17 protein-coding genes are annotated in these 16,497 nt (G+C 63.6%); 8 read left to right on the top strand and 9 right to left on the bottom strand.

The window, feature by feature from the left end; genetic code table 11:
* Positions 1-33: 33 nt before the first annotated feature.
* Positions 34-1,071 (bottom strand): DUF2066 domain-containing protein, encoded by a 1,038-nt coding sequence (locus HMPREF2581_RS25315; RefSeq protein ID WP_003123220.1) that lies wholly within the window; start codon positions 1,069-1,071, stop codon positions 34-36.
* Between the two features lie 213 nt (positions 1,072-1,284).
* On the opposite strand from HMPREF2581_RS25315, the gene purM reads away from it, so the two are divergent.
* The 3 genes from purM to HMPREF2581_RS25300 are packed head-to-tail and all read left to right on the top strand — an operon-like array spanning position 1,285 to position 3,723.
* Positions 1,285-2,346, top strand: a complete 1,062-nt coding sequence (gene purM / locus HMPREF2581_RS25310) for a phosphoribosylformylglycinamidine cyclo-ligase (RefSeq protein WP_003109942.1) — start codon at positions 1,285-1,287, stop codon at positions 2,344-2,346.
* Positions 2,346-3,014: a phosphoribosylglycinamide formyltransferase gene (purN, locus tag HMPREF2581_RS25305; RefSeq protein WP_003086063.1), complete on the top strand. Its 669-nt coding sequence runs from the start codon at positions 2,346-2,348 to the stop codon at positions 3,012-3,014. The genes purM and purN overlap by 1 nt, the downstream gene beginning before the upstream one ends.
* Entirely contained in the window at positions 3,007-3,723 is a 717-nt protein-coding gene (locus tag HMPREF2581_RS25300; RefSeq protein WP_003086061.1) for a DUF3108 domain-containing protein, read from the top strand. Before purN ends, HMPREF2581_RS25300 begins: the two co-directional genes overlap by 8 nt.
* Positions 3,724-3,776: 53 nt before the next feature.
* Here HMPREF2581_RS25300 and HMPREF2581_RS25295 read toward each other — a convergent pair whose 3' ends face one another.
* Entirely contained in the window at positions 3,777-4,337 is a 561-nt protein-coding gene (locus HMPREF2581_RS25295; RefSeq protein WP_003086060.1) for a MarR family winged helix-turn-helix transcriptional regulator, read from the bottom strand.
* A 115-nt stretch (positions 4,338-4,452) separates the two neighbouring features.
* Here HMPREF2581_RS25295 and HMPREF2581_RS25290 point away from each other — a divergent pair, with 115 nt between their 5' ends.
* The 4 genes from HMPREF2581_RS25290 (at position 4,453) to HMPREF2581_RS25275 (ending at position 5,568) form a co-directional block, all read left to right on the top strand.
* A complete protein-coding gene (locus HMPREF2581_RS25290) occupies positions 4,453-4,686 on the top strand; it encodes a glutaredoxin family protein (protein ID WP_003140789.1) in 234 nt (77 codons plus the stop codon).
* Positions 4,687-4,697: 11 nt separating this feature from the next.
* Positions 4,698-4,952: a DUF2024 family protein gene (locus HMPREF2581_RS25285; protein WP_003086057.1), complete on the top strand. Its 255-nt coding sequence runs from the start codon at positions 4,698-4,700 to the stop codon at positions 4,950-4,952.
* Between the two features lie 5 nt (positions 4,953-4,957).
* On the top strand, positions 4,958-5,284 hold the full coding sequence (locus HMPREF2581_RS25280) for a Rho-binding antiterminator (protein WP_003117105.1): 327 nt from the start codon (positions 4,958-4,960) through the stop codon (positions 5,282-5,284).
* Between the two features lie 92 nt (positions 5,285-5,376).
* Entirely contained in the window at positions 5,377-5,568 is a 192-nt protein-coding gene (locus HMPREF2581_RS25275) for a hypothetical protein (RefSeq protein ID WP_003454532.1), read from the top strand.
* A gap of 40 nt (positions 5,569-5,608) precedes the next feature.
* On the opposite strand, the gene HMPREF2581_RS25270 is transcribed toward HMPREF2581_RS25275, so the two are convergent.
* Together HMPREF2581_RS25270 and HMPREF2581_RS25265 are read right to left on the bottom strand one after the other, a co-directional pair.
* The gene (locus HMPREF2581_RS25270; protein WP_003140792.1) at positions 5,609-6,937 is read right to left on the bottom strand and encodes a Wzz/FepE/Etk N-terminal domain-containing protein; all 1,329 of its coding nucleotides are present in this window, start codon (positions 6,935-6,937) and stop codon (positions 5,609-5,611) included.
* 187 nt (positions 6,938-7,124) lie between these two features.
* Positions 7,125-7,664, bottom strand: coding sequence for a DUF2058 domain-containing protein (locus HMPREF2581_RS25265; RefSeq protein ID WP_003086049.1), 540 nt, complete (start codon positions 7,662-7,664; stop codon positions 7,125-7,127).
* A gap of 232 nt (positions 7,665-7,896) precedes the next feature.
* Between HMPREF2581_RS25265 and lpxO2 the strand changes: the two genes are divergently transcribed.
* Positions 7,897-8,835, top strand: a complete 939-nt coding sequence (lpxO2, locus tag HMPREF2581_RS25260; protein ID WP_003140793.1) for a lipid A hydroxylase LpxO2 — start codon at positions 7,897-7,899, stop codon at positions 8,833-8,835.
* 42 nt (positions 8,836-8,877) lie between these two features.
* Here lpxO2 and mazG read toward each other — a convergent pair whose 3' ends face one another.
* The 5 genes from mazG to pirA all read right to left on the bottom strand — a co-directional run.
* On the bottom strand, positions 8,878-9,708 hold the full coding sequence (gene mazG / locus HMPREF2581_RS25255; protein ID WP_003086045.1) for a nucleoside triphosphate pyrophosphohydrolase: 831 nt from the start codon (positions 9,706-9,708) through the stop codon (positions 8,878-8,880).
* 104 nt (positions 9,709-9,812) lie between these two features.
* Positions 9,813-12,056, bottom strand: a complete 2,244-nt coding sequence (relA, locus tag HMPREF2581_RS25250) for a GTP diphosphokinase (RefSeq protein WP_003086042.1) — start codon at positions 12,054-12,056, stop codon at positions 9,813-9,815.
* Between the two features lie 84 nt (positions 12,057-12,140).
* Entirely contained in the window at positions 12,141-13,493 is a 1,353-nt protein-coding gene (gene rlmD, locus HMPREF2581_RS25245) for a 23S rRNA (uracil(1939)-C(5))-methyltransferase RlmD (protein WP_003102417.1), read from the bottom strand.
* Between the two features lie 8 nt (positions 13,494-13,501).
* Positions 13,502-14,401 carry a cysteine synthase B gene (cysM, locus tag HMPREF2581_RS25240; protein ID WP_003102419.1) on the bottom strand — a complete coding sequence of 300 codons (900 nt, stop codon included), beginning with the start codon at positions 14,399-14,401 and terminating at the stop codon, positions 13,502-13,504.
* Positions 14,402-14,650: 249 nt separating this feature from the next.
* Positions 14,651-16,497: TonB-dependent siderophore receptor PirA (gene pirA, locus HMPREF2581_RS25235; RefSeq protein WP_049296827.1), on the bottom strand; the 1,847-nt coding region annotated here is incomplete at its 5' end.

Here is a 16,497-nt window from a genome sequence, read left to right as displayed (position 1 = left end):
CTCCGTTGCATAGGAGCGGATCGGCGCGCCGACTCACTGCCAGCGGAAATTCAGTTGGGACGACGACGGCACCGCCGCGCTGGGCGCTGCGGGCTGGCCGGAGGCATCCAGCGGTACGCTGTCGGCCGGGATTTCCTGCAACTGCGCCAGGCCCAGCTGGGCACGTAATTGCTCGGGACTGGCCTTCACGGAATAGTCGAGGCGATCGCCCCGCACGCCTACCAGACGCGCGCCGAACGGATCGAGCAGGCGTTGCAACTCGGCATAGCGTGCCAGTGTCGCGCCCTGGACCTGGAGGGTCAGGCCGGTCGCCGCTCCCGGCGTGGCAACGAAACGGGTAGACAGGCGGTTGCCGACGGCCAGCATCACGCTGTCTGCCAACGCGTCGGGCGTAGCGCCTTCAGCCTGGCCTTGCTCCCGCGAATCGCCCATCCACAGCCGCCATTGCGCCTGCCATTTGCCGTCCGCCTCCTTGGCGTCCACTGCCAGCAAGGCATCGGCGGCATAACGCTCGGAGGCTGCGCGCAGGGCATCGGGTTGGGCGGCGGTGAGGTTCTCCGGGGTACCGACGATCTGTTCGTCGAGATCCGCCAGAGGCAGGCGCAACGGCAAGCCGCGGTTCTGCGCCGCACGCTTGAGCGGTTCGGCCGAGGCCTGGTTGTCACCGACCAGGGTGCTGCCATCGGCGCTTTCGTTCAGCCACCAGGCCAGCACCGCCGGGCGGTTGGCGCCCCAGCTCGGCAGGCCGGCGGCACGCAGCGCATTACCGGTGGCGGTTGGATCGAAATCGACCACCAGCGCCAGCGGCGGACCATTTTCGAAGGCGTACTGGCTGATCAGTTGCTGCGGATCCTTCAGGTACCCCGCCAATGCCGGGTTCTGCGGCGCCTGCGGATTGCCGGTCAGGCGCACCAGCAGGGTCTGCAGGGCTCGCACCAGTCCGGCATCGCGCTCCCCGGGCTGCTGCGACGAAACCGGCTCGTGGACCTGGTAGAGATTGGGGACCGTTGCCGCGAAGACGGGCAAGCCTAGCAGGGAAAAACAGAGAACGAAGAGTCGGGCTATGCGCATGGAGGGCTCTCGACGAACGGATGGTAACGGCGGCGACGAGCTGTGAAGGCCGCGCAAGTGGACCTATACCTTAAACAGCAGTCCGTCCAGCGGCAACCGAGATGGCCGCTGCGTGGCAAGCCTGATAAAATCGCGCGCCTTCAAAACCGGCAAACAGCGTTGCACGCCTGGGCGGCCGGCCGATCTCCGAATTACCCCTATAGGCCTGGATTTATGAGCAGCAAGCAACCCTCGTTGAGCTACAAGGACGCTGGTGTGGACATCGACGCCGGCGAAGCCCTGGTGGAACGCATCAAAGGCGTGGCCAAGCGCACCGCACGCCCGGAAGTGATGGGCGGCCTCGGCGGCTTCGGCGCCCTCTGCGAAATCCCGGCCGGCTACAAGCAGCCGGTGCTGGTATCCGGCACCGACGGGGTGGGCACCAAGCTGCGCCTGGCGCTCAACCTGAACAAGCACGACAGCATCGGCCAGGACCTGGTGGCGATGTGCGTCAACGACCTGGTGGTCTGCGGCGCCGAGCCGCTGTTCTTTCTCGACTACTACGCCACCGGCAAGCTCAACGTCGACGTCGCCGCCACCGTAGTCACCGGCATCGGTGCCGGTTGCGAACTGGCGGGCTGTTCCCTGGTCGGCGGCGAGACCGCCGAAATGCCCGGCATGTACGAAGGCGAAGACTATGACCTGGCCGGCTTCTGCGTCGGCGTCGTGGAAAAGGCCGAGATCATCGACGGCTCCAGGGTCCAGGCCGGCGACGCGCTTATCGCCCTGCCCTCCTCCGGCCCGCACTCCAACGGCTACTCCCTGATCCGCAAGATCATCGAGGTTTCCGGCGCCGACATCGAGCAGGTCCAACTCGACGGCAAGCCGCTGGCCGACCTGCTGATGGCGCCGACCCGCATCTACGTCAAGCCGCTGCTGCAACTGATCAAGCAGACCGGCGCGGTCAAGGCCATGGCTCACATTACCGGCGGCGGCCTGCTGGACAACATCCCGCGCGTCCTGCCGGACAACGCCCAGGCCGTGATCGATGTCGCCAGCTGGAACCGTCCGGCGGTATTCGACTGGCTGCAGGAACAGGGCAACGTCGACGAGACCGAGATGCATCGCGTACTCAACTGCGGCGTCGGCATGGTCATCTGCGTGGCCCAGAGCGACGCCGAGAAAGCCCTGGAAGTCCTGCGTGCCGCCGGCGAGCAACCCTGGCAGATCGGTCGCATCGAAACCTGCGGCGCGGACGCCGAGCGCGTGGTCCTGAACAATCTGAAAAACCACTGATGCCGAAACTCTGCAATGTCGTGGTGCTGATTTCCGGCTCCGGCAGCAACCTGCAGGCGCTGATCGACAGCCTCCGGGAGGGCGCCACGCCGGCCCGGATCCGCGCGGTGATCTCCAACCGCGCGGACGCCTATGGCCTGGAACGCGCGCGCCAGGCCGGCATCCAGACCGAGGTGCTCGATCACAAGGCCTATGCCGATCGCGAAAGCTTCGACCAGGCCCTGGCACAACGGATCGATGCCCATGAACCGCACCTGGTGATCCTTGCCGGGTTCATGCGCATCCTCAGCGCCGATTTCGTTCGCCATTACCAGGGGCGACTGCTGAATATCCATCCCTCGTTGCTGCCGCGCCACAAAGGGCTGCATACCCATCAACGCGCCCTCGAAGCCGGCGACCGCGAGCACGGTTGCAGCGTGCACTTCGTGACGGAGGAACTCGATGGGGGGCCACTGGTCGTACAGGCAGTAATCCCGGTAGAGTCGCAAGATACGCCGGAACGCCTGGCCAGACGGGTTCACGAGGAAGAACACCGGATCTACCCGCTGGCCATGCGCTGGTTCGCCGAGGGCCGCTTGCGCCTGGGCGAACAGGGCGCCCTGCTGGATGGCCAGGCCCTGCCTGCCACCGGCCATCAGATTCGCACCAAGGAGATTCGCAATGCGTAAAGCCATGCTGTTCCTGCTGACGCTGCTGACCCTGCCGGCCTATGCCTTCGAGCTGAAGCCGTTCACCGCCAGCTATACCGCCGACTGGAAACAGATGCCCATCAGCGGCAATGCCTCCCGCAGCCTGAAGGCTCTCGGCGACGGCCGCTGGCAACTGGACTTCGAGGCCTCCATGCTGCTGGCCAGTCTCAACGAAGTCAGCACCTTCAAGGTCGAGAACGACACCTTCCTGCCACAGACCTACCGCTTCGCTCGCCAAGGTCTGGGCAAAGGCAAGCAGATCGAACTGGACTTCGACTGGTCGCAGAAGCAGGTGCTCGGCAGCGACCGCGGCGATGCGGTGCGGCAACCCCTGAATCGCGGTCAACTGGACAAGTCCACCTATCAACTGGTCCTGCAGCATGACGTTGCCGACGGCAAGAAGAGCATGAGCTACCAGATCATCGAGGGCGAGGATGTCGATACCTACGACTTCCGGGTTCTCGGCGAGGAAAAGGTACGCACCCAGGCCGGCCTGATCAACGCGATCAAGGTCGAGCGCGTGCGTGATCCGGGCAAGAGCAACCGCAAGACCATCCTCTGGTTCGCCAAGGACTGGGACTACCTGCTGGTCCGCCTGTACCAGATGGAAACCGACGGCAAGGAATACCAGATCATGCTCAAGGAAGGCACCATCGACGGCAAGACCGTCACTGGCGAAAAGAGCTGACCCCCTCTCCCACGAAAAGCCGGGCCATTGCCCGGTTTTTTATTGCCCGCGGGTCAGCCGCAGGCCTGGTGCTCGCGGCAGATCAGCTCGGCATCGACAGCGCTCAACGGCTCCCCGGTTAGACCGCAGAAGGGCGAACCCGCACGCCGTTGATGGAACCGGCAGGACCGACAAAGGCCGAAACCAGGCACATCCTCCTGACGCTGGATGACGACCAGAAGATCACGCAACAAGCCTTGCAAGTGTTCGCCCTTCTCGCCCAGTGCCGTGACGGCCTGCTCGAGGAACTGCGGCGGAATCACCGCCTCGATCAGCGCGCGCCCCGCATCGGTCAGCCGCAGATGAACGCTGCGCCGATCCCGCGCATCCGGCAGCTTGCTGATCAGCCCCCGCCCTTCCAGCACCTTGAGCGATTGCGACACTGTGCCCTTGGTCAAGCCGAGGTATTCGGTCACGCCCAGCGGAGTATCCGAATAGCGATTACAACGCGCCAGGTAATGCAAGGCACTCAACTGCACCGGCTGCAGCTCAGCCACCAGCGGCTGCTCGCGGGACCAGGCACGCATCAGGCTGGTCAGCCTTTCCAGGTAATCGTAAAGGGCGATGGCGGACATGGGATACCTCCTTGCCAATATAGTATCGACTAAAAACATGTTTGACAAAGAGGGCGCCTCTTGTTTAGGCTGAAAACGTATCGTATCGATACTAAATTCCTACAGGAGAATCAGCATGACCAAAGCCATCTACTACCACGCCGGCTGCGCAATCTGTGTCGAAGCCGAACGTTCCTTGCTGCCATTGCTCGATCGCAAGCAGGTGAACATCGAAGTGGTCCATCTCGCCGAACAATCGGCACGCATCGCCGAGGCGGAAAAGGCCGGGGTCAAGTCGGTTCCTGCCCTGGTTGTCGATGGACAGGTACTGCACCTTAACTTCGGTGCGGCGCTCAGCGATCTGAAATAAGGAGAACGGCCATGGAGGTGAAGATCTTCGACACCCATGTGCGAACCCGCGACGGCCGCTACCTGCACTTCGATGTCCTGGTCACGGAGGAGCTGGGGGCTCGCGCCGGCGAGTTCGCTCGACGCTGGCTCGCCGGAAGAGGCATAGACGAGGCCGATATCAGCCAGGGGCATTGCAGCTACTGCCATAGCGAGATTGCGACAGCAGAGGTTGCCGAAGCCATTCGGCTCCATGGCCATTACATCCTTCCCCTGGAAGGCTGTTGAGGCCAATGGACAGCTACCACCCGATCGCCTGCGATCTCCATGACTACCTGGAGATCGCCTGCCTCTACCGCTACCGGTTGCTCCTCGAACTCGAGGATGGTGTTCGCTTCGAAGCCGAGGCGCGCACGACGCATACCCGGGCCGTTCGGCCAGGCGGCGGCAAGGAGGAATACCTTGAGGTGGCCGTCGAAGGAGCGACTCTGCTGCTGCGCCTGGATCGCCTGTTGGCGATTACCGCCCTCACGGAAGCGGCCTTGTTCGGCCGCATACGCCTGAGGGAAGAGGCCTGTTCCAGAGCATCCGGCATGCCATCTTCACACCTTGGAAACTGAAAAGGTTTTTCTCAATTCCAGGGCTATTTGATTAGTCTGCTATTGAAATAGGCTGGATTTGCCTTGATGCAGATCAACCCTGGAGCAGAAAGATGAGTGTGACAGTGACCGAGCGTGACGATGACCACAAATCCCGCGAGCTGCGTGCGCTTGGCCGCCGCTGCTGGGACGTGCATCAGCAGGGACTGCTGGTTGGCGTCTTCCATAACGAGGATGACGCCCACGCCTATCGGATCAAACTCGAGAAAGAAGAAGAACTGCGGCAGATAGGTAAATCGGCCTGAACCATGCGCCCCCGCGTACTTCGGGGGCGCACCTTTGGTCTCAGGTCCCCGAAAGGCTCCGGTCGAGACTGACGACTCCCGGCGGCAGGCTATCTTCCTGTACCCGTTGCCGAGGGGCACGCAACATTGCCCGAACCAGAGCCACCAGCACGCCGAACACCAACCCGCCCAGGAGGCCCAAGGCCACCACCAAGGCCTTGCGCGGCTTGATGGGTTTCAGAGGGGTCGAAGCCTTCTGGTCGATCCGCACCAGTTCGATCTTCAGCTCGCTCGCCTTCAGAGTCTTGAGGCGCGCCTGCTCTCCACGCAGCTTGTCGATGTTTTCGAAGAAACGCTCCTCGCCCTTTCGAGCCTGCAGGTATTGCACTTCACGGTTGTTCTCCAGCTGCCTCAGCTCCTGCTGGATCTTCGCCACGCGGGGCTCGGTGAAGTCATCGCCCTTGCGCTTGAGCAAGGTATCGCGCTCGGCGGTCAAGGCATCGACACCCATGAAATACAGGGGAATCTGCTGGTTATTCACCTCGGTGCGGAAAACGCTGCGCGAGCCATCCTGCCCGACCTCTCCCAGTGCGCCCGGGGTCGTCGGCTTGACGATCCCCAGCCGGGTGGCGATCTGGATAGCCTCGTTGAGCTGCTGGATACGCGAGTCGCGCACCATCTTCAGCCGCCCGCGCAACGCCTTGAGCTCATCCTCCAAGCCAGCCCGCCGGATGCTGTCCGCTTCCAGCAACCGGGCGATCTTGCCCTCCTTGGTAGCCTGGTAACTGGCACGCTTGCCTTCGATATCCTGCTCGAGGAATTGCAGGCGACCGTCGATACGTGCCTGGAGGTCGTCCAGGATTCGCTGGCGCTCGTTCTCGATGGTCGACGCGAGCATGCCGTTGAGAATGGCGGCACCATCCATGCCCTGGGGATACTGCATGGACAAGCGGAAGAAAGGCGCCGCCTGGGGGTCCTTCTTCAAGTCCGCCTGCTGCATGCTGAAGGCATCCTGGTTGAACTTCCAGAAAGCCTGCTCGGGGGACAGGCCCTCGGCGTTCAATTGCTGGAATAGCTCTGGATGGGCTTCGAAATACTCCAGCCTGCCGGAGTAGGCTGCCAGCTCGTTGCCGACGCGATCCAGCGCTTCCCGCGGAGTCAGGGCATACAGCCCCTTGACATTGACAGCCTCCAGGGCCTTGGTCTGGATCGGCCGCAACAGGACATCCACCTGGTAGGTCGGAACGGCCAACAGCGCGTAGGCGAGCGCAGCGGCGGTCGCCAAGGCCGCGATCAGCGCTATCAGCCACTTCGACGCCCACAATTGCTGGAACAGCTGAACGATATCGATCTCCGAGGGCGAAGCCCCCGGAAGCTGTGAGGAAGGCATACCAACGTCCTTTTCGATAGGCGGCTAGCCCACAGATGCACGCAAAGGCAGCCGTAGGAGATTTCTGAGGAAAGGCATTATGCTATCGAAACGAAATCATCGGTAGTTATTTTAGAACTGCTTCGCATTCCAGAATTGGTAGTTGACCGGCATCCGTACCGGTCACGCGACACTCCGGATGCGGGCCTCACCACATGAGATCGTCGGGCACCACATAGTCCTTGTAGGGATCGTCTTCGTCCGGCTCCTGGCTCTGTACGTTGAGCAGCACCACCCGCCGCGGATCGCGCTCCTGGATCTTCACCGCCGCATCCCGGGGCACGATCTCGTAGCGTCCGTCATAGCTGACGATAGCCAGGCTGCCTCGGCTCAGCTTGTCGCGGATCAGGTCGTTGACCGCGATCCGCTTGACCTTCTTGGCGTCGACGAAATTGTAGTAGTCGTCGCTTTCCAGCTTGGGCAGGCGCGTCCCCTCGATAAGTTGCTTGATCTGCGCGGCCTTGGCCTTCTTCTCGGCTTTTTCCTGCTGCTGGCGGTTCAATTCCTGGTCGCGCGCCAGCTTTTCCGCCTTGGCCTGCTCCGCCGCCTGGCGCTGGGAGTCGTCCTTGTCGACCTGGTTCTTGTGCTCCAGGCGCTGCTGTTTCTGTTTCTGCTTGGTGGCCTGCTTGGCCTGTTTCTCATTGACCAGCCCGGCTTTCAGCAACTGGTCACGCAATGACATGCTCATTCGTCAACGACTCGCTCGCGTGGCACGCCCGGTGGGGTGCGGCATAATCTTCCAGCCGACTGGGGTTCAGCCGGCCCTCGCAGGGGGTATAATCCTCCAGCCTCAGCCGCCTCAACGCAAGTCTCGGCGGCTCGCAAACTGCCACGCATGCCCTGGAGACCCCTCCCTACCGTCCCGAGCACCCGCAGGCACTCCTCCCGGCCCCTGATATCGAAGGCATGGAAAGCAAGGCATGAGCGTTTCTCTCCTGGTAAAAGTCACTCTGGTGGGCCTGTTCGTCGCCAGCGTCCTGTTCGTCCATTTCCGTGGGCGCGCGCGCTTGCCCTTCCTGCGTCAACTGGTCAACCACTCCGCCTGGTTCGCCCCCTACAACTCGCTGATGTACCTGTTCTCCAGCGTCCCCTCGAAGCCCTATCTGGATCGCAGCCGTTTTCCAGAGCTGGACGAACTGAAGAACAATTGGCAAACCATCCGCGAAGAAGCCCTCAACCTGTTCGACGAGGGTTATATCCGGGCTGCCCTGAACAACAACGAAGCCGGCTTCGGCTCGTTCTTCAAGAAAGGCTGGAAGCGCTTCTACCTGACCTGGTACGACGGCCCGCTGCCCTCCGCCCAGCAGCTCTGCCCGAAGACCGTAGAGCTGGTGAGCCGCATCCCCAACGTCAAGGGCGCGATGTTCACCCTGCTTCCCGGCGGCAGCCACCTGAATCCGCACCGCGACCCCTTCGGCGGCTCACTGCGCTATCACCTCGGCCTGTCCACGCCGAATTCGGACAACTGCCGCATCTACGTCGACGGCCAGCCCTACGCGTGGCGTGATGGCGAAGACGTGATGTTCGACGAAACCTTCGTCCACTGGGTGAAGAACGAGACCGAGCAGACCCGGGTGATTCTCTTCTGCGATATCGAGCGGCCGCTCCGTTCCCGCCTGCTGACCCGGCTCAATCGCTGGATCAGCGGCATTCTCGGGCGTGCGACCGCACCGCAGAACGTCGAAGGCGAACGCGTCGGCAGCATCAACCAGGCCTACTCGGTCGCCATTCGCGGCGGCAATGCCATCGGCGCCCAGGTGAAGCGCTTCAAACGCGCCTACCCGAAGGCCTACCGAGTCCTCCGCCCGGTGCTGGCGGTGATCCTGCTGGTCATCCTCTATCGTTGGATCTTCGGCTGATTCAGATGCCGTGGCAGCCCGGCTGCCACGGTAATTTTCCCATTAACAGCCGGGCGCGCTCCTCTCCGCTTTCTTGGCCTCACCCCAGAGGCTGTCCAGTTCCTCCAGCGAACACTCTTCGGCTTTCCGGCCGGCTTCGCGCAGGTTCCGCTCGATGAACCGGAATCGCCGCTCGAACTTGCCGTTGGCCTGGCGCAGAGCAGCCTCCGGATCGACCTTGAGATGCCGGGCCAGGTTGACCACGACGAACAGCAGGTCGCCAACCTCCTCGCCCACGGCACCCTCGTCACCCTCTGCCATCGCCTCGAGGACTTCGTCCAGCTCCTCGCGAACCTTGTCCACCACAGGCAGCGCTTCCGGCCAGTCGAAACCGACCTGCGCCGCGCGCTTCTGCAGCTTCGCCGCCCGTGACAACGCCGGCAGGGCGACAGGAACGTCATCCAGCAGCGACAACTGCTGCGGCTCCTTGGCCTTGGCGGCACGCTCCTCGGCCTTCAGTTCTTCCCAGCGCTGCTTGACCGCTGCTTCGGCGAGCTTCGCCGCATCGGGCTTGCCATAGAGATCGCCATCGAGGAATACGTGGGGATGTCGACGGATCAGCTTGCGGGTGATGCCGTCCACCACCTCGTCGAAAGCGAAGCGATCCTCTTCGCGAGCCAACTGGCTGTAATAAACCACCTGGAACAGCAGGTCGCCCAGTTCCTCGCGCAATTGCGGGAAATCCCCCTGCTCTATGGCGTCCGCTACTTCGTAGGCTTCTTCCAGGGTGTGCGGGACGATGGTCGCGTAGCTCTGCTGGAGATCCCAGGGGCAGCCGAATTCGGGATCGCGCAGGCGCGCCATGAGGTGGAGCAGGTCGTCGAGTCGGTACATGGGTATCTCGGGTCTTCAGTGAACGGTCCGGGCATTCTGCCCTTTCCGGAAACGAAAAGGCCACGGGCAGCCTGCGAGCGCCCGTGGCCTGTTTCCGCCTCGCCTCAAGGCGTACGGTTGCGCCGCGCCTCGATGATGTTGGGCAGTTGCGAAACGCGCGCCAGCAGGCGTCCAAGAGCGTCCAGACCGGGAATCTCGATGGTCAGTTGCATGGTCGCGGTGTTGTCTTCCTTGTTCGAACGGGTATTCACCGCCAGAACGTTGATCCGCTCATTGAGCAGCACCTGGGACACGTCGCGCAACAGGCCGGAACGATCATAGGCACGGATCGCGATATCCACCGGATAGGTGCGAACCGGCTCCGGCCCCCAACTGACCTGGATCATCCGCTCCGGTTCGCGTCCCGCCAGTTGCAGCGCGGTGGCGCAATCCTGGCGGTGGATGGTGACCCCACGGCCCAGCGTGATGTAGCCGACGATGGGATCTCCCGGCAGCGGCTGGCAGCAGCCGGCCATCTGCGTCAGGAGGTTGCCGACGCCCTGGATCTGCACGTCGCCGCGCTTGCCGTGGCCGATCTTGCTCGGCTTGCGCGGGATCAGTTCGAGTTGCTCGCTGTCGCGGTCCGGCTCGACCAGTTGCTGGGCATAGTTGACCAGGTGCGCCAAGCGCAGGTCGCCGGCGCCGAGAGCGGCGAACATATCCTCGGCGGTACGCACGTTGGCCTTCTCCGCCAGCCGGTCGAAATCCACCGGCGGCAGCGCCAGGCGCGACAGCTCGCGTTCGATCAGGGCCTTGCCGGCAGCGACGTTCTGGTCCCGCGCCTGCAGCTTGAACCAGTGGACGATCTTCGCCCGCGCCCGGGAGGTGGTGACATAGCCCAGGTTGCTGTTCAGCCAGTCACGGCTCGGACCGCTGTGCTTGCCGGTGATGATCTCGACCTGCTCGCCGGTCTGCAGGCTGTAGTTCAGCGGCACGATGCGTCCGTTGATCTTCGCCCCGCGGCAGTTGTGCCCGACTTCAGTGTGGACCCGATAGGCGAAATCCAGCGGGGTCGCGCCCTTGGGCAGGTCGATGGCGTGGCCGTCGGGAGTGAAGACGTAGACCCTGTCCGGCTCGATATCGACCCGCAGTTGCTCCGCCAGGCCACCGATGTCGCCCAGTTCCTCGTGCCATTCGAGCACCTGGCGCAGCCAGGAGATCTTTTCCTCGTAATGGTTGGAGCTGGCCTTGACGTCGGTCCCCTTGTAGCGCCAGTGCGCGCAGACCCCGAGCTCCGCCTCTTCGTGCATGGAGTGGGTACGGATCTGTACTTCCAGCACCTTCCCCTCGGGGCCGATCACTGCGGTATGCAGCGAGCGATAGCCGTTTTCCTTGGGGTTGGCGATGTAGTCGTCGAACTCCTTGGGAATGTGCCGCCAGAGGGTATGCACGATGCCCAGCGCGGTGTAGCAGTCGCGCATCTCCGGAACGAGCACGCGCACGGCGCGAACGTCGTAGATCTGGCTGAAGTCCAGGCCCTTGCGCTGCATCTTGCGCCAGATCGAATAGATGTGTTTCGCCCGCCCGCTGAGATCGGCCTGTACGCCGGTGGCCGCGAGAGCTTCCTTCAACTGGCTCATCACGTTGGCGATGTACTGCTCGCGATCCAGCCGGCGCTCGTGCAGCAGCTTGGCGATCTGCTTGTACTGGTCGGGCTCGAGGTAACGGAAGGACAGGTCCTCCAGCTCCCACTTGATATGCCCGATGCCCAGGCGGTGGGCCAGCGGCGCGTAGATATCGAAGACTTCCCGGGCGACGCGGTGGCGCTTTTCCTCGTCGGCATTCTTCACCGCGCGAATGGCGCAGGTGCGCTCGGCCAGCTTGATCAGAGCGACGCGAACGTCGTCGACCATCGCCACCAGCATCTTGCGCAGGTTCTCCACCTGCGCCTGGGTACCCAGCACCATGGAATGGCGCGGATTGAGGCTGGCGCTGATTGCGGCCATGCGCAGCACGCCCTCGATCAGCTTGGCCACCACCGGCCCGAAATGCTTGTTGACCGCTTCCAGGGTGATCTTGCCTTCCCGCACGCCTCGATAGATGACCGCGGCGACCAGGGACTCCTGATCCAGCTTGAGGTCCGCGAGGATCTCGGCGATTTCCAGTCCGGTCTGGAAGCTGGACGTGCCTTCTGCCCAGGAGTTCTGTGCGGCGATCGCTCGCTGCTCGGATTCGCGAGCGAACTCGCAAGCCTCCAGCAAGCCCTGACGATCGAGCCCGGGGACGAGGTTCTGGACGTGGTCCAGCCAGGCCTCGAGGTTGATACTGCCGTCGGTGTTGACCGGCTGGTGCGCTCTCACCTGTACCATCTTGCCTACCCTTTACCACGGTGCGCGTAGCCCACCGATGACTGCGCCAGCCTTCGAACGGGCTGGTCGGATTACGCAGGCATCCTAGCCTGCCTCGAACAAAGCCATGGCCTCGACATGTGCGGTCTGCGGAAACATATCGAGGATTCCGGCGCGCTTCAGACGATAGCCCTGCCTGGCCATTTCGCCAGCATCGCGCGCCAGGGTCGCCGGATTGCAGGATACATAGACTACCCTCCGGGCACCCAGAGAACTCATTTCGCGTACCGCCTCGAACGCGCCGTCGCGCGGCGGATCGAGCAGCACAGCGGTAAAACCTTGCTCCGCCCAGGGCGCTTCGGCAAGCGCTTTGGACAGGTCGGCCTGGAAAAAGTGCGCGTTGCCAAGGCCATTGGCCAGCGCGTTGGCGCCTGCCCGCTCGACCATCGCCGCCACGCCCTCCACCCCGACTACCCGCGCCACCCGGCGCGCCAGCGGCAGGGAGAAATTGCCCAGCCCGCAGAACAGGTCGAGGACCCGCTCGTCGGCGGTCGGCGCCAGCCAGTCAAGGGCCTGGCGGATCATCGACTCGTTCACCGGCGCATTGACCTGGACGAAGTCTCCGGGTCGGTACGCCAGAGTCAGTTGCCAGTCACCCAAGGAGTAGCCCAGTTCGGCGGCCGGCTCCACCGGCAAGGGCTGTTCCGCACCTTGCAGCCAGAGCTGGGCCTGGTGTGCGGAGCAGAAAGCGGCCAGGCGCTGGCGATCCTCGTCGACCAGGGCCGTCGTATGCCGCAACAGCAATGCACTGGCCGTGCCATGGAAGAGTTCCACGTGGCCGATGCTTTCCGGCTTGCGGAAGTCCTGCAGAAGAGCAGGCAGGGCACGGGCAATCGTTTGCAAAGGCGGCACCAGGACCAGGCACTCATCGAAGGCGACGATCTCCTGGCTGGCCGAGGCACGGAAGCCGACATCCAGACGCCGCGCCCTGGCATCCCAGCGCACGGCGATCCGAGCGCGGCGCCGATAGCCGAATTCGGGCCCGACCAGGGGGGCGGCCCATTCTTCCGGCTCGATCCCGGCGAAACGCTGCAACTGCTCCTGCAAGGTACGCTGCTTCAGGGCCAACTGCTCGCCGTGTTCCAGGTGCTGCAGGGTGCAGCCGCCGCAGCGACCCGCTACAGTGCAGGGCTCGCGGCGACGCAGGTCGCTACTGCTGAACAGGCGCTCGCTGCGCGCGTCGACCACCTTGCTTCGCGCGCCCAGCACCCGTGCCTCAAGTTCCTCGCCAGGCAGCCCGCCGCTGACGAACCAGGTCATCCCCGCCTCGTGGGCGATACCTCGGCCGTCATGGGCCAGGCGCTCGATGGTCAGGCGCTGCTTCTTGCCTACCGGTATCGCGGGACCGCGCGCACCACCGCTGGGCTGGAAGCGCAGCCCGCCCTTATTTCTGGCCATGGACATGCTCAGCGCGGGTCATAGACGCCGGAAGACAGGTAGCGGTCGCCGCGGTCGCAGATGATCGCCACCAGCACGGCATTCTCCAGTTCGCGGGACAGGCGCAGCATCGCCGCCACCGCCCCGCCGGAGGACACGCCGCAGAAGATGCCTTCCTCGCGGGCCAGCCGGCGCATGATGTCCTCCGCTTCGTCCTGGTGCATGTCGACGACCCGGTCGACGCGACTGGCGTCATAGATCTTCGGCAGGTATTCCTGCGGCCAGCGTCGGATTCCCGGGATGGCCGAGCCCTCCATGGGTTGCAGGCCGACGATCTGCACCGCCGGGTTCTGCTCCTTGAGGTAGCGCGATACGCCCATGATGGTCCCGGTGGTGCCCATGGAGCTGACGAAATGGGTGATGCTGCCGCCGGTCTGCTGCCAGATTTCCGGGCCGGTGCTGTGGTAATGGGCTTCCGGGTTGTCGCCATTGGCGAACTGGTCGAGAACCTTGCCGCGGCCTTCGCGCTGCAGCTTGTCGGCCAGATCGCGCGCGCCCTCCATGCCCTCTTCCTTGCTGACCAGAATAAGCTCGGCGCCATAGGCGGTCATCGCCGCCTTGCGTTCAGCCGTGGAGTTGTCCGGCATGATCAGGATCATCTTGTAACCCTTGATCGCCGCCGCCATGGCCAGGGCGATGCCGGTGTTGCCGGAAGTAGCCTCGATCAGCGTATCGCCGGGGCGGATGTCGCCGCGCAGTTCGGCACGGGTGATCATCGACAGGGCCGGGCGGTCCTTCACCGATCCCGCGGGGTTGTTGCCTTCGAGCTTCACCAGCAGGGTATTGGAGGTTTCCCCGGGAAGGCGCTGCAGACGCACCAGAGGGGTATTGCCAACGCAGTCGGCGATAGTCGGGTACTGCACGGTCATGGAGGCACTCGTTCGGCACTGACGGTAAAGGCTGAGCATGATACCGGGAAACTGGGGCCGGACCCTAGCACCGCAATATCCGGTCATGCATGCCGATTCAGCCGAAAGACCGCCCGAAACGGCATGCGATGCGATGACCAGAGGCGTCCGAAGAGAAAACCTGGCGTTGGACAGCCGATGCCTGACCAACGCCAAAGAAAGGTCCGACAGGCGTTGCGCCTGCCGGTGAAAGCGCGTTGGCCGCGGCGATCAGAACGAGGTGGTCATCGAAACGTAGTAGGCGCGACCCGGCTCGTTGTAGGTTGCCGCACCGGCGTCGAAGGAGTTGCCCTGGCGGTACAGGCGCTTGTCGAAGAGGTTGCTTACCCCGCCCCGTACGCTCAGGTTCTCGCTGAAGGTGTAGCCGGCGCTGACGCCCCAGATGCCATAGGTACCCACCTCTTTTCGCGAGACCACCGGCGTGTTGCGGCTGGTGCCATGCTTCGGCGGCTCCTGGCGGCCGTAGATGGTGCTGGTCAGTTGGGTGGAAAGACGCTCGCTGGCCTGCCAGTCCAGGGTCGAGTTCAGGGTGTACTCGGGGATCACCGAAAGCGGGTTGCCGGTGTCCTTGTCCTTGGATTGCAGCATATAGGTCAGGTTGGTGCTCCAGCTAAGGTCCTCGTGCAGGGGGACCAGCAGGTTGCCTTCCAGGCCCTCGACCACTGCTTTCTTCGCGTTGCTCCATTGCAGGATGTTGTTACCGGTCCCGGTCTGTCCCATGACATCCAGCGGCGCGACGATCTTGTTCTTGTAGTCGTTGCGGAAATAGGTGAGCCCGGCGACCCAGCCATCGCGCCGGAACTCGATGCCCAGTTCCTTGTTGACGCTGGTCTCGGCGTCCAGGTTCTCGTTGCCGACCAGGTAGCAGCCGCCGCTGCTGGTCTGGATCGGGCAGCCGTTGCCACGGGTATAGAGCAGGTAGTTCGGGTTGCTCTGGTACAGGTTGGGCGCCTTGAAGGCCCGTGCGATACCGGCCTTGACCGTGAAGTATTCGCCGAGCGTCTGGGAAGCGTTCAGGCTCGGGCTCCAGTTCAGGCCGAAGTCGCTGTGATCGTCCAGGCGCAGCCCGGGGGTGAGCATGGTGCCGGGGCGCAGTTCGATATTGTCCTCCACGTACAGCGCCCGGATCTCCGCCTTGCTTTTCGGGCTTCGCGAGCCGGCCGCGGGGGTCCCCGGCAAGCTATCGCTTCCCACGAAGCCCTGCTTGAGCGAGGACGGGTCGTTGAGGGTTTCCTTGTTCCACTCCGCGCCCACCGTCAGCACCTGCTCGAACAACGCATGCAACGGAAGGTTGAGTTCGCCGCTGAGGCGATAGTTCTCCAGCTTGCTGGTGCTGAACGAACGGTCGGCGCCGATCTGCCCCTCGACGGAACCGGCCAGCCCCTCCTCCAGACGGTTGTTGCGGGTGGAGTCGTACTGGGCGACGAACCTGGAAGTACCGAACGACCAGGTCCCGTTGTGGGTGATGGCGTAGTTCTCGCGATACATGCGGTTGGTCTCCGCACCGTCGTCGGCGAGTCCCTGGGTATTGGCGGTGCCGTTGTTGTTCTGGGTATCGCCGGCATAGATGTTGCCCTGTCGGCTGAAGCCCGCTTCGAAATCGACGACCTGGTCGGGGGTCACCTGCCACGACAGCATCCCGCTGAGATCGCGATTGCGTACCCCTTCGCGTCCGGCCACGGTACGGCTCGGGTTGACGGTATGTCCGAGGTTGATGTCGGTATCGTCCGAATCGGTCTTGTTCGCGCTGCCGTACGCGCGGAAGCTCAAGGCTTCGGTCAGCGGCCCGCTGAGGCTGAAGTTGGCGCGGCGCGTGGCGCCATCCTTGGAGCTTTCCGGAATGTTGGTGAACACCGTCATGGAGCCACGCAAACGATCGGTCGGGCGCTTGGTGATGATGTTGACTACCCCGCCCGCCGCGCCGGAACCGTAGCGTGCCGCCGCGGGCCCACGGAGGACCTCGATGCGCTCGACCTCCTCCGGCGGCACCCAGTTGCTGTCGCCGCGGGTGTCGCGTTCGCCACGCCAGCCGTAGCGCACCGAGTTGCGCGAGCTGA

The sequence above is a fragment of the Pseudomonas sp. HMSC057H01 genome (assembly GCF_001836405.1).
GTDB classification, from domain to species: Bacteria; Pseudomonadota; Gammaproteobacteria; order Pseudomonadales; family Pseudomonadaceae; genus Pseudomonas; species Pseudomonas aeruginosa.
The sequence above is the reverse complement of the archived record's forward strand: the minus strand, read 5'-3'. Positions and strand labels throughout refer to the sequence as shown.

What these genes read in the sequence shown, in the direction of transcription:
- HMPREF2581_RS25280 (WP_003117105.1), top strand. Translation starts at nt 4,958, where the DNA reads ATGGACAGCTACCACCCGATCGCCTGCGATCTCCATGACTACCTGGAG.
- HMPREF2581_RS25295 (WP_003086060.1), bottom strand. Translation starts at nt 4,337, where the DNA reads ATGTCCGCCATCGCCCTTTACGATTACCTGGAAAGGCTGACCAGCCTG.
- rlmD (WP_003102417.1), bottom strand. Translation starts at nt 13,493, where the DNA reads ATGGCCAGAAATAAGGGCGGGCTGCGCTTCCAGCCCAGCGGTGGTGCG.
- relA (WP_003086042.1), bottom strand. Translation starts at nt 12,056, where the DNA reads ATGGTACAGGTGAGAGCGCACCAGCCGGTCAACACCGACGGCAGTATC.
- purN (WP_003086063.1), top strand. Translation starts at nt 2,346, where the DNA reads ATGCCGAAACTCTGCAATGTCGTGGTGCTGATTTCCGGCTCCGGCAGC.
- HMPREF2581_RS25315 (WP_003123220.1), bottom strand. Translation starts at nt 1,071, where the DNA reads ATGCGCATAGCCCGACTCTTCGTTCTCTGTTTTTCCCTGCTAGGCTTG.
- HMPREF2581_RS25285 (WP_003086057.1), top strand. Translation starts at nt 4,698, where the DNA reads ATGGAGGTGAAGATCTTCGACACCCATGTGCGAACCCGCGACGGCCGC.
- HMPREF2581_RS25300 (WP_003086061.1), top strand. Translation starts at nt 3,007, where the DNA reads ATGCGTAAAGCCATGCTGTTCCTGCTGACGCTGCTGACCCTGCCGGCC.
- HMPREF2581_RS25290 (WP_003140789.1), top strand. Translation starts at nt 4,453, where the DNA reads ATGACCAAAGCCATCTACTACCACGCCGGCTGCGCAATCTGTGTCGAA.
- HMPREF2581_RS25275 (WP_003454532.1), top strand. Translation starts at nt 5,377, where the DNA reads ATGAGTGTGACAGTGACCGAGCGTGACGATGACCACAAATCCCGCGAG.
- purM (WP_003109942.1), top strand. Translation starts at nt 1,285, where the DNA reads ATGAGCAGCAAGCAACCCTCGTTGAGCTACAAGGACGCTGGTGTGGAC.
- mazG (WP_003086045.1), bottom strand. Translation starts at nt 9,708, where the DNA reads ATGTACCGACTCGACGACCTGCTCCACCTCATGGCGCGCCTGCGCGAT.
- cysM (WP_003102419.1), bottom strand. Translation starts at nt 14,401, where the DNA reads ATGACCGTGCAGTACCCGACTATCGCCGACTGCGTTGGCAATACCCCT.
- HMPREF2581_RS25265 (WP_003086049.1), bottom strand. Translation starts at nt 7,664, where the DNA reads ATGAGCATGTCATTGCGTGACCAGTTGCTGAAAGCCGGGCTGGTCAAT.
- HMPREF2581_RS25270 (WP_003140792.1), bottom strand. Translation starts at nt 6,937, where the DNA reads ATGCCTTCCTCACAGCTTCCGGGGGCTTCGCCCTCGGAGATCGATATC.
- lpxO2 (WP_003140793.1), top strand. Translation starts at nt 7,897, where the DNA reads ATGAGCGTTTCTCTCCTGGTAAAAGTCACTCTGGTGGGCCTGTTCGTC.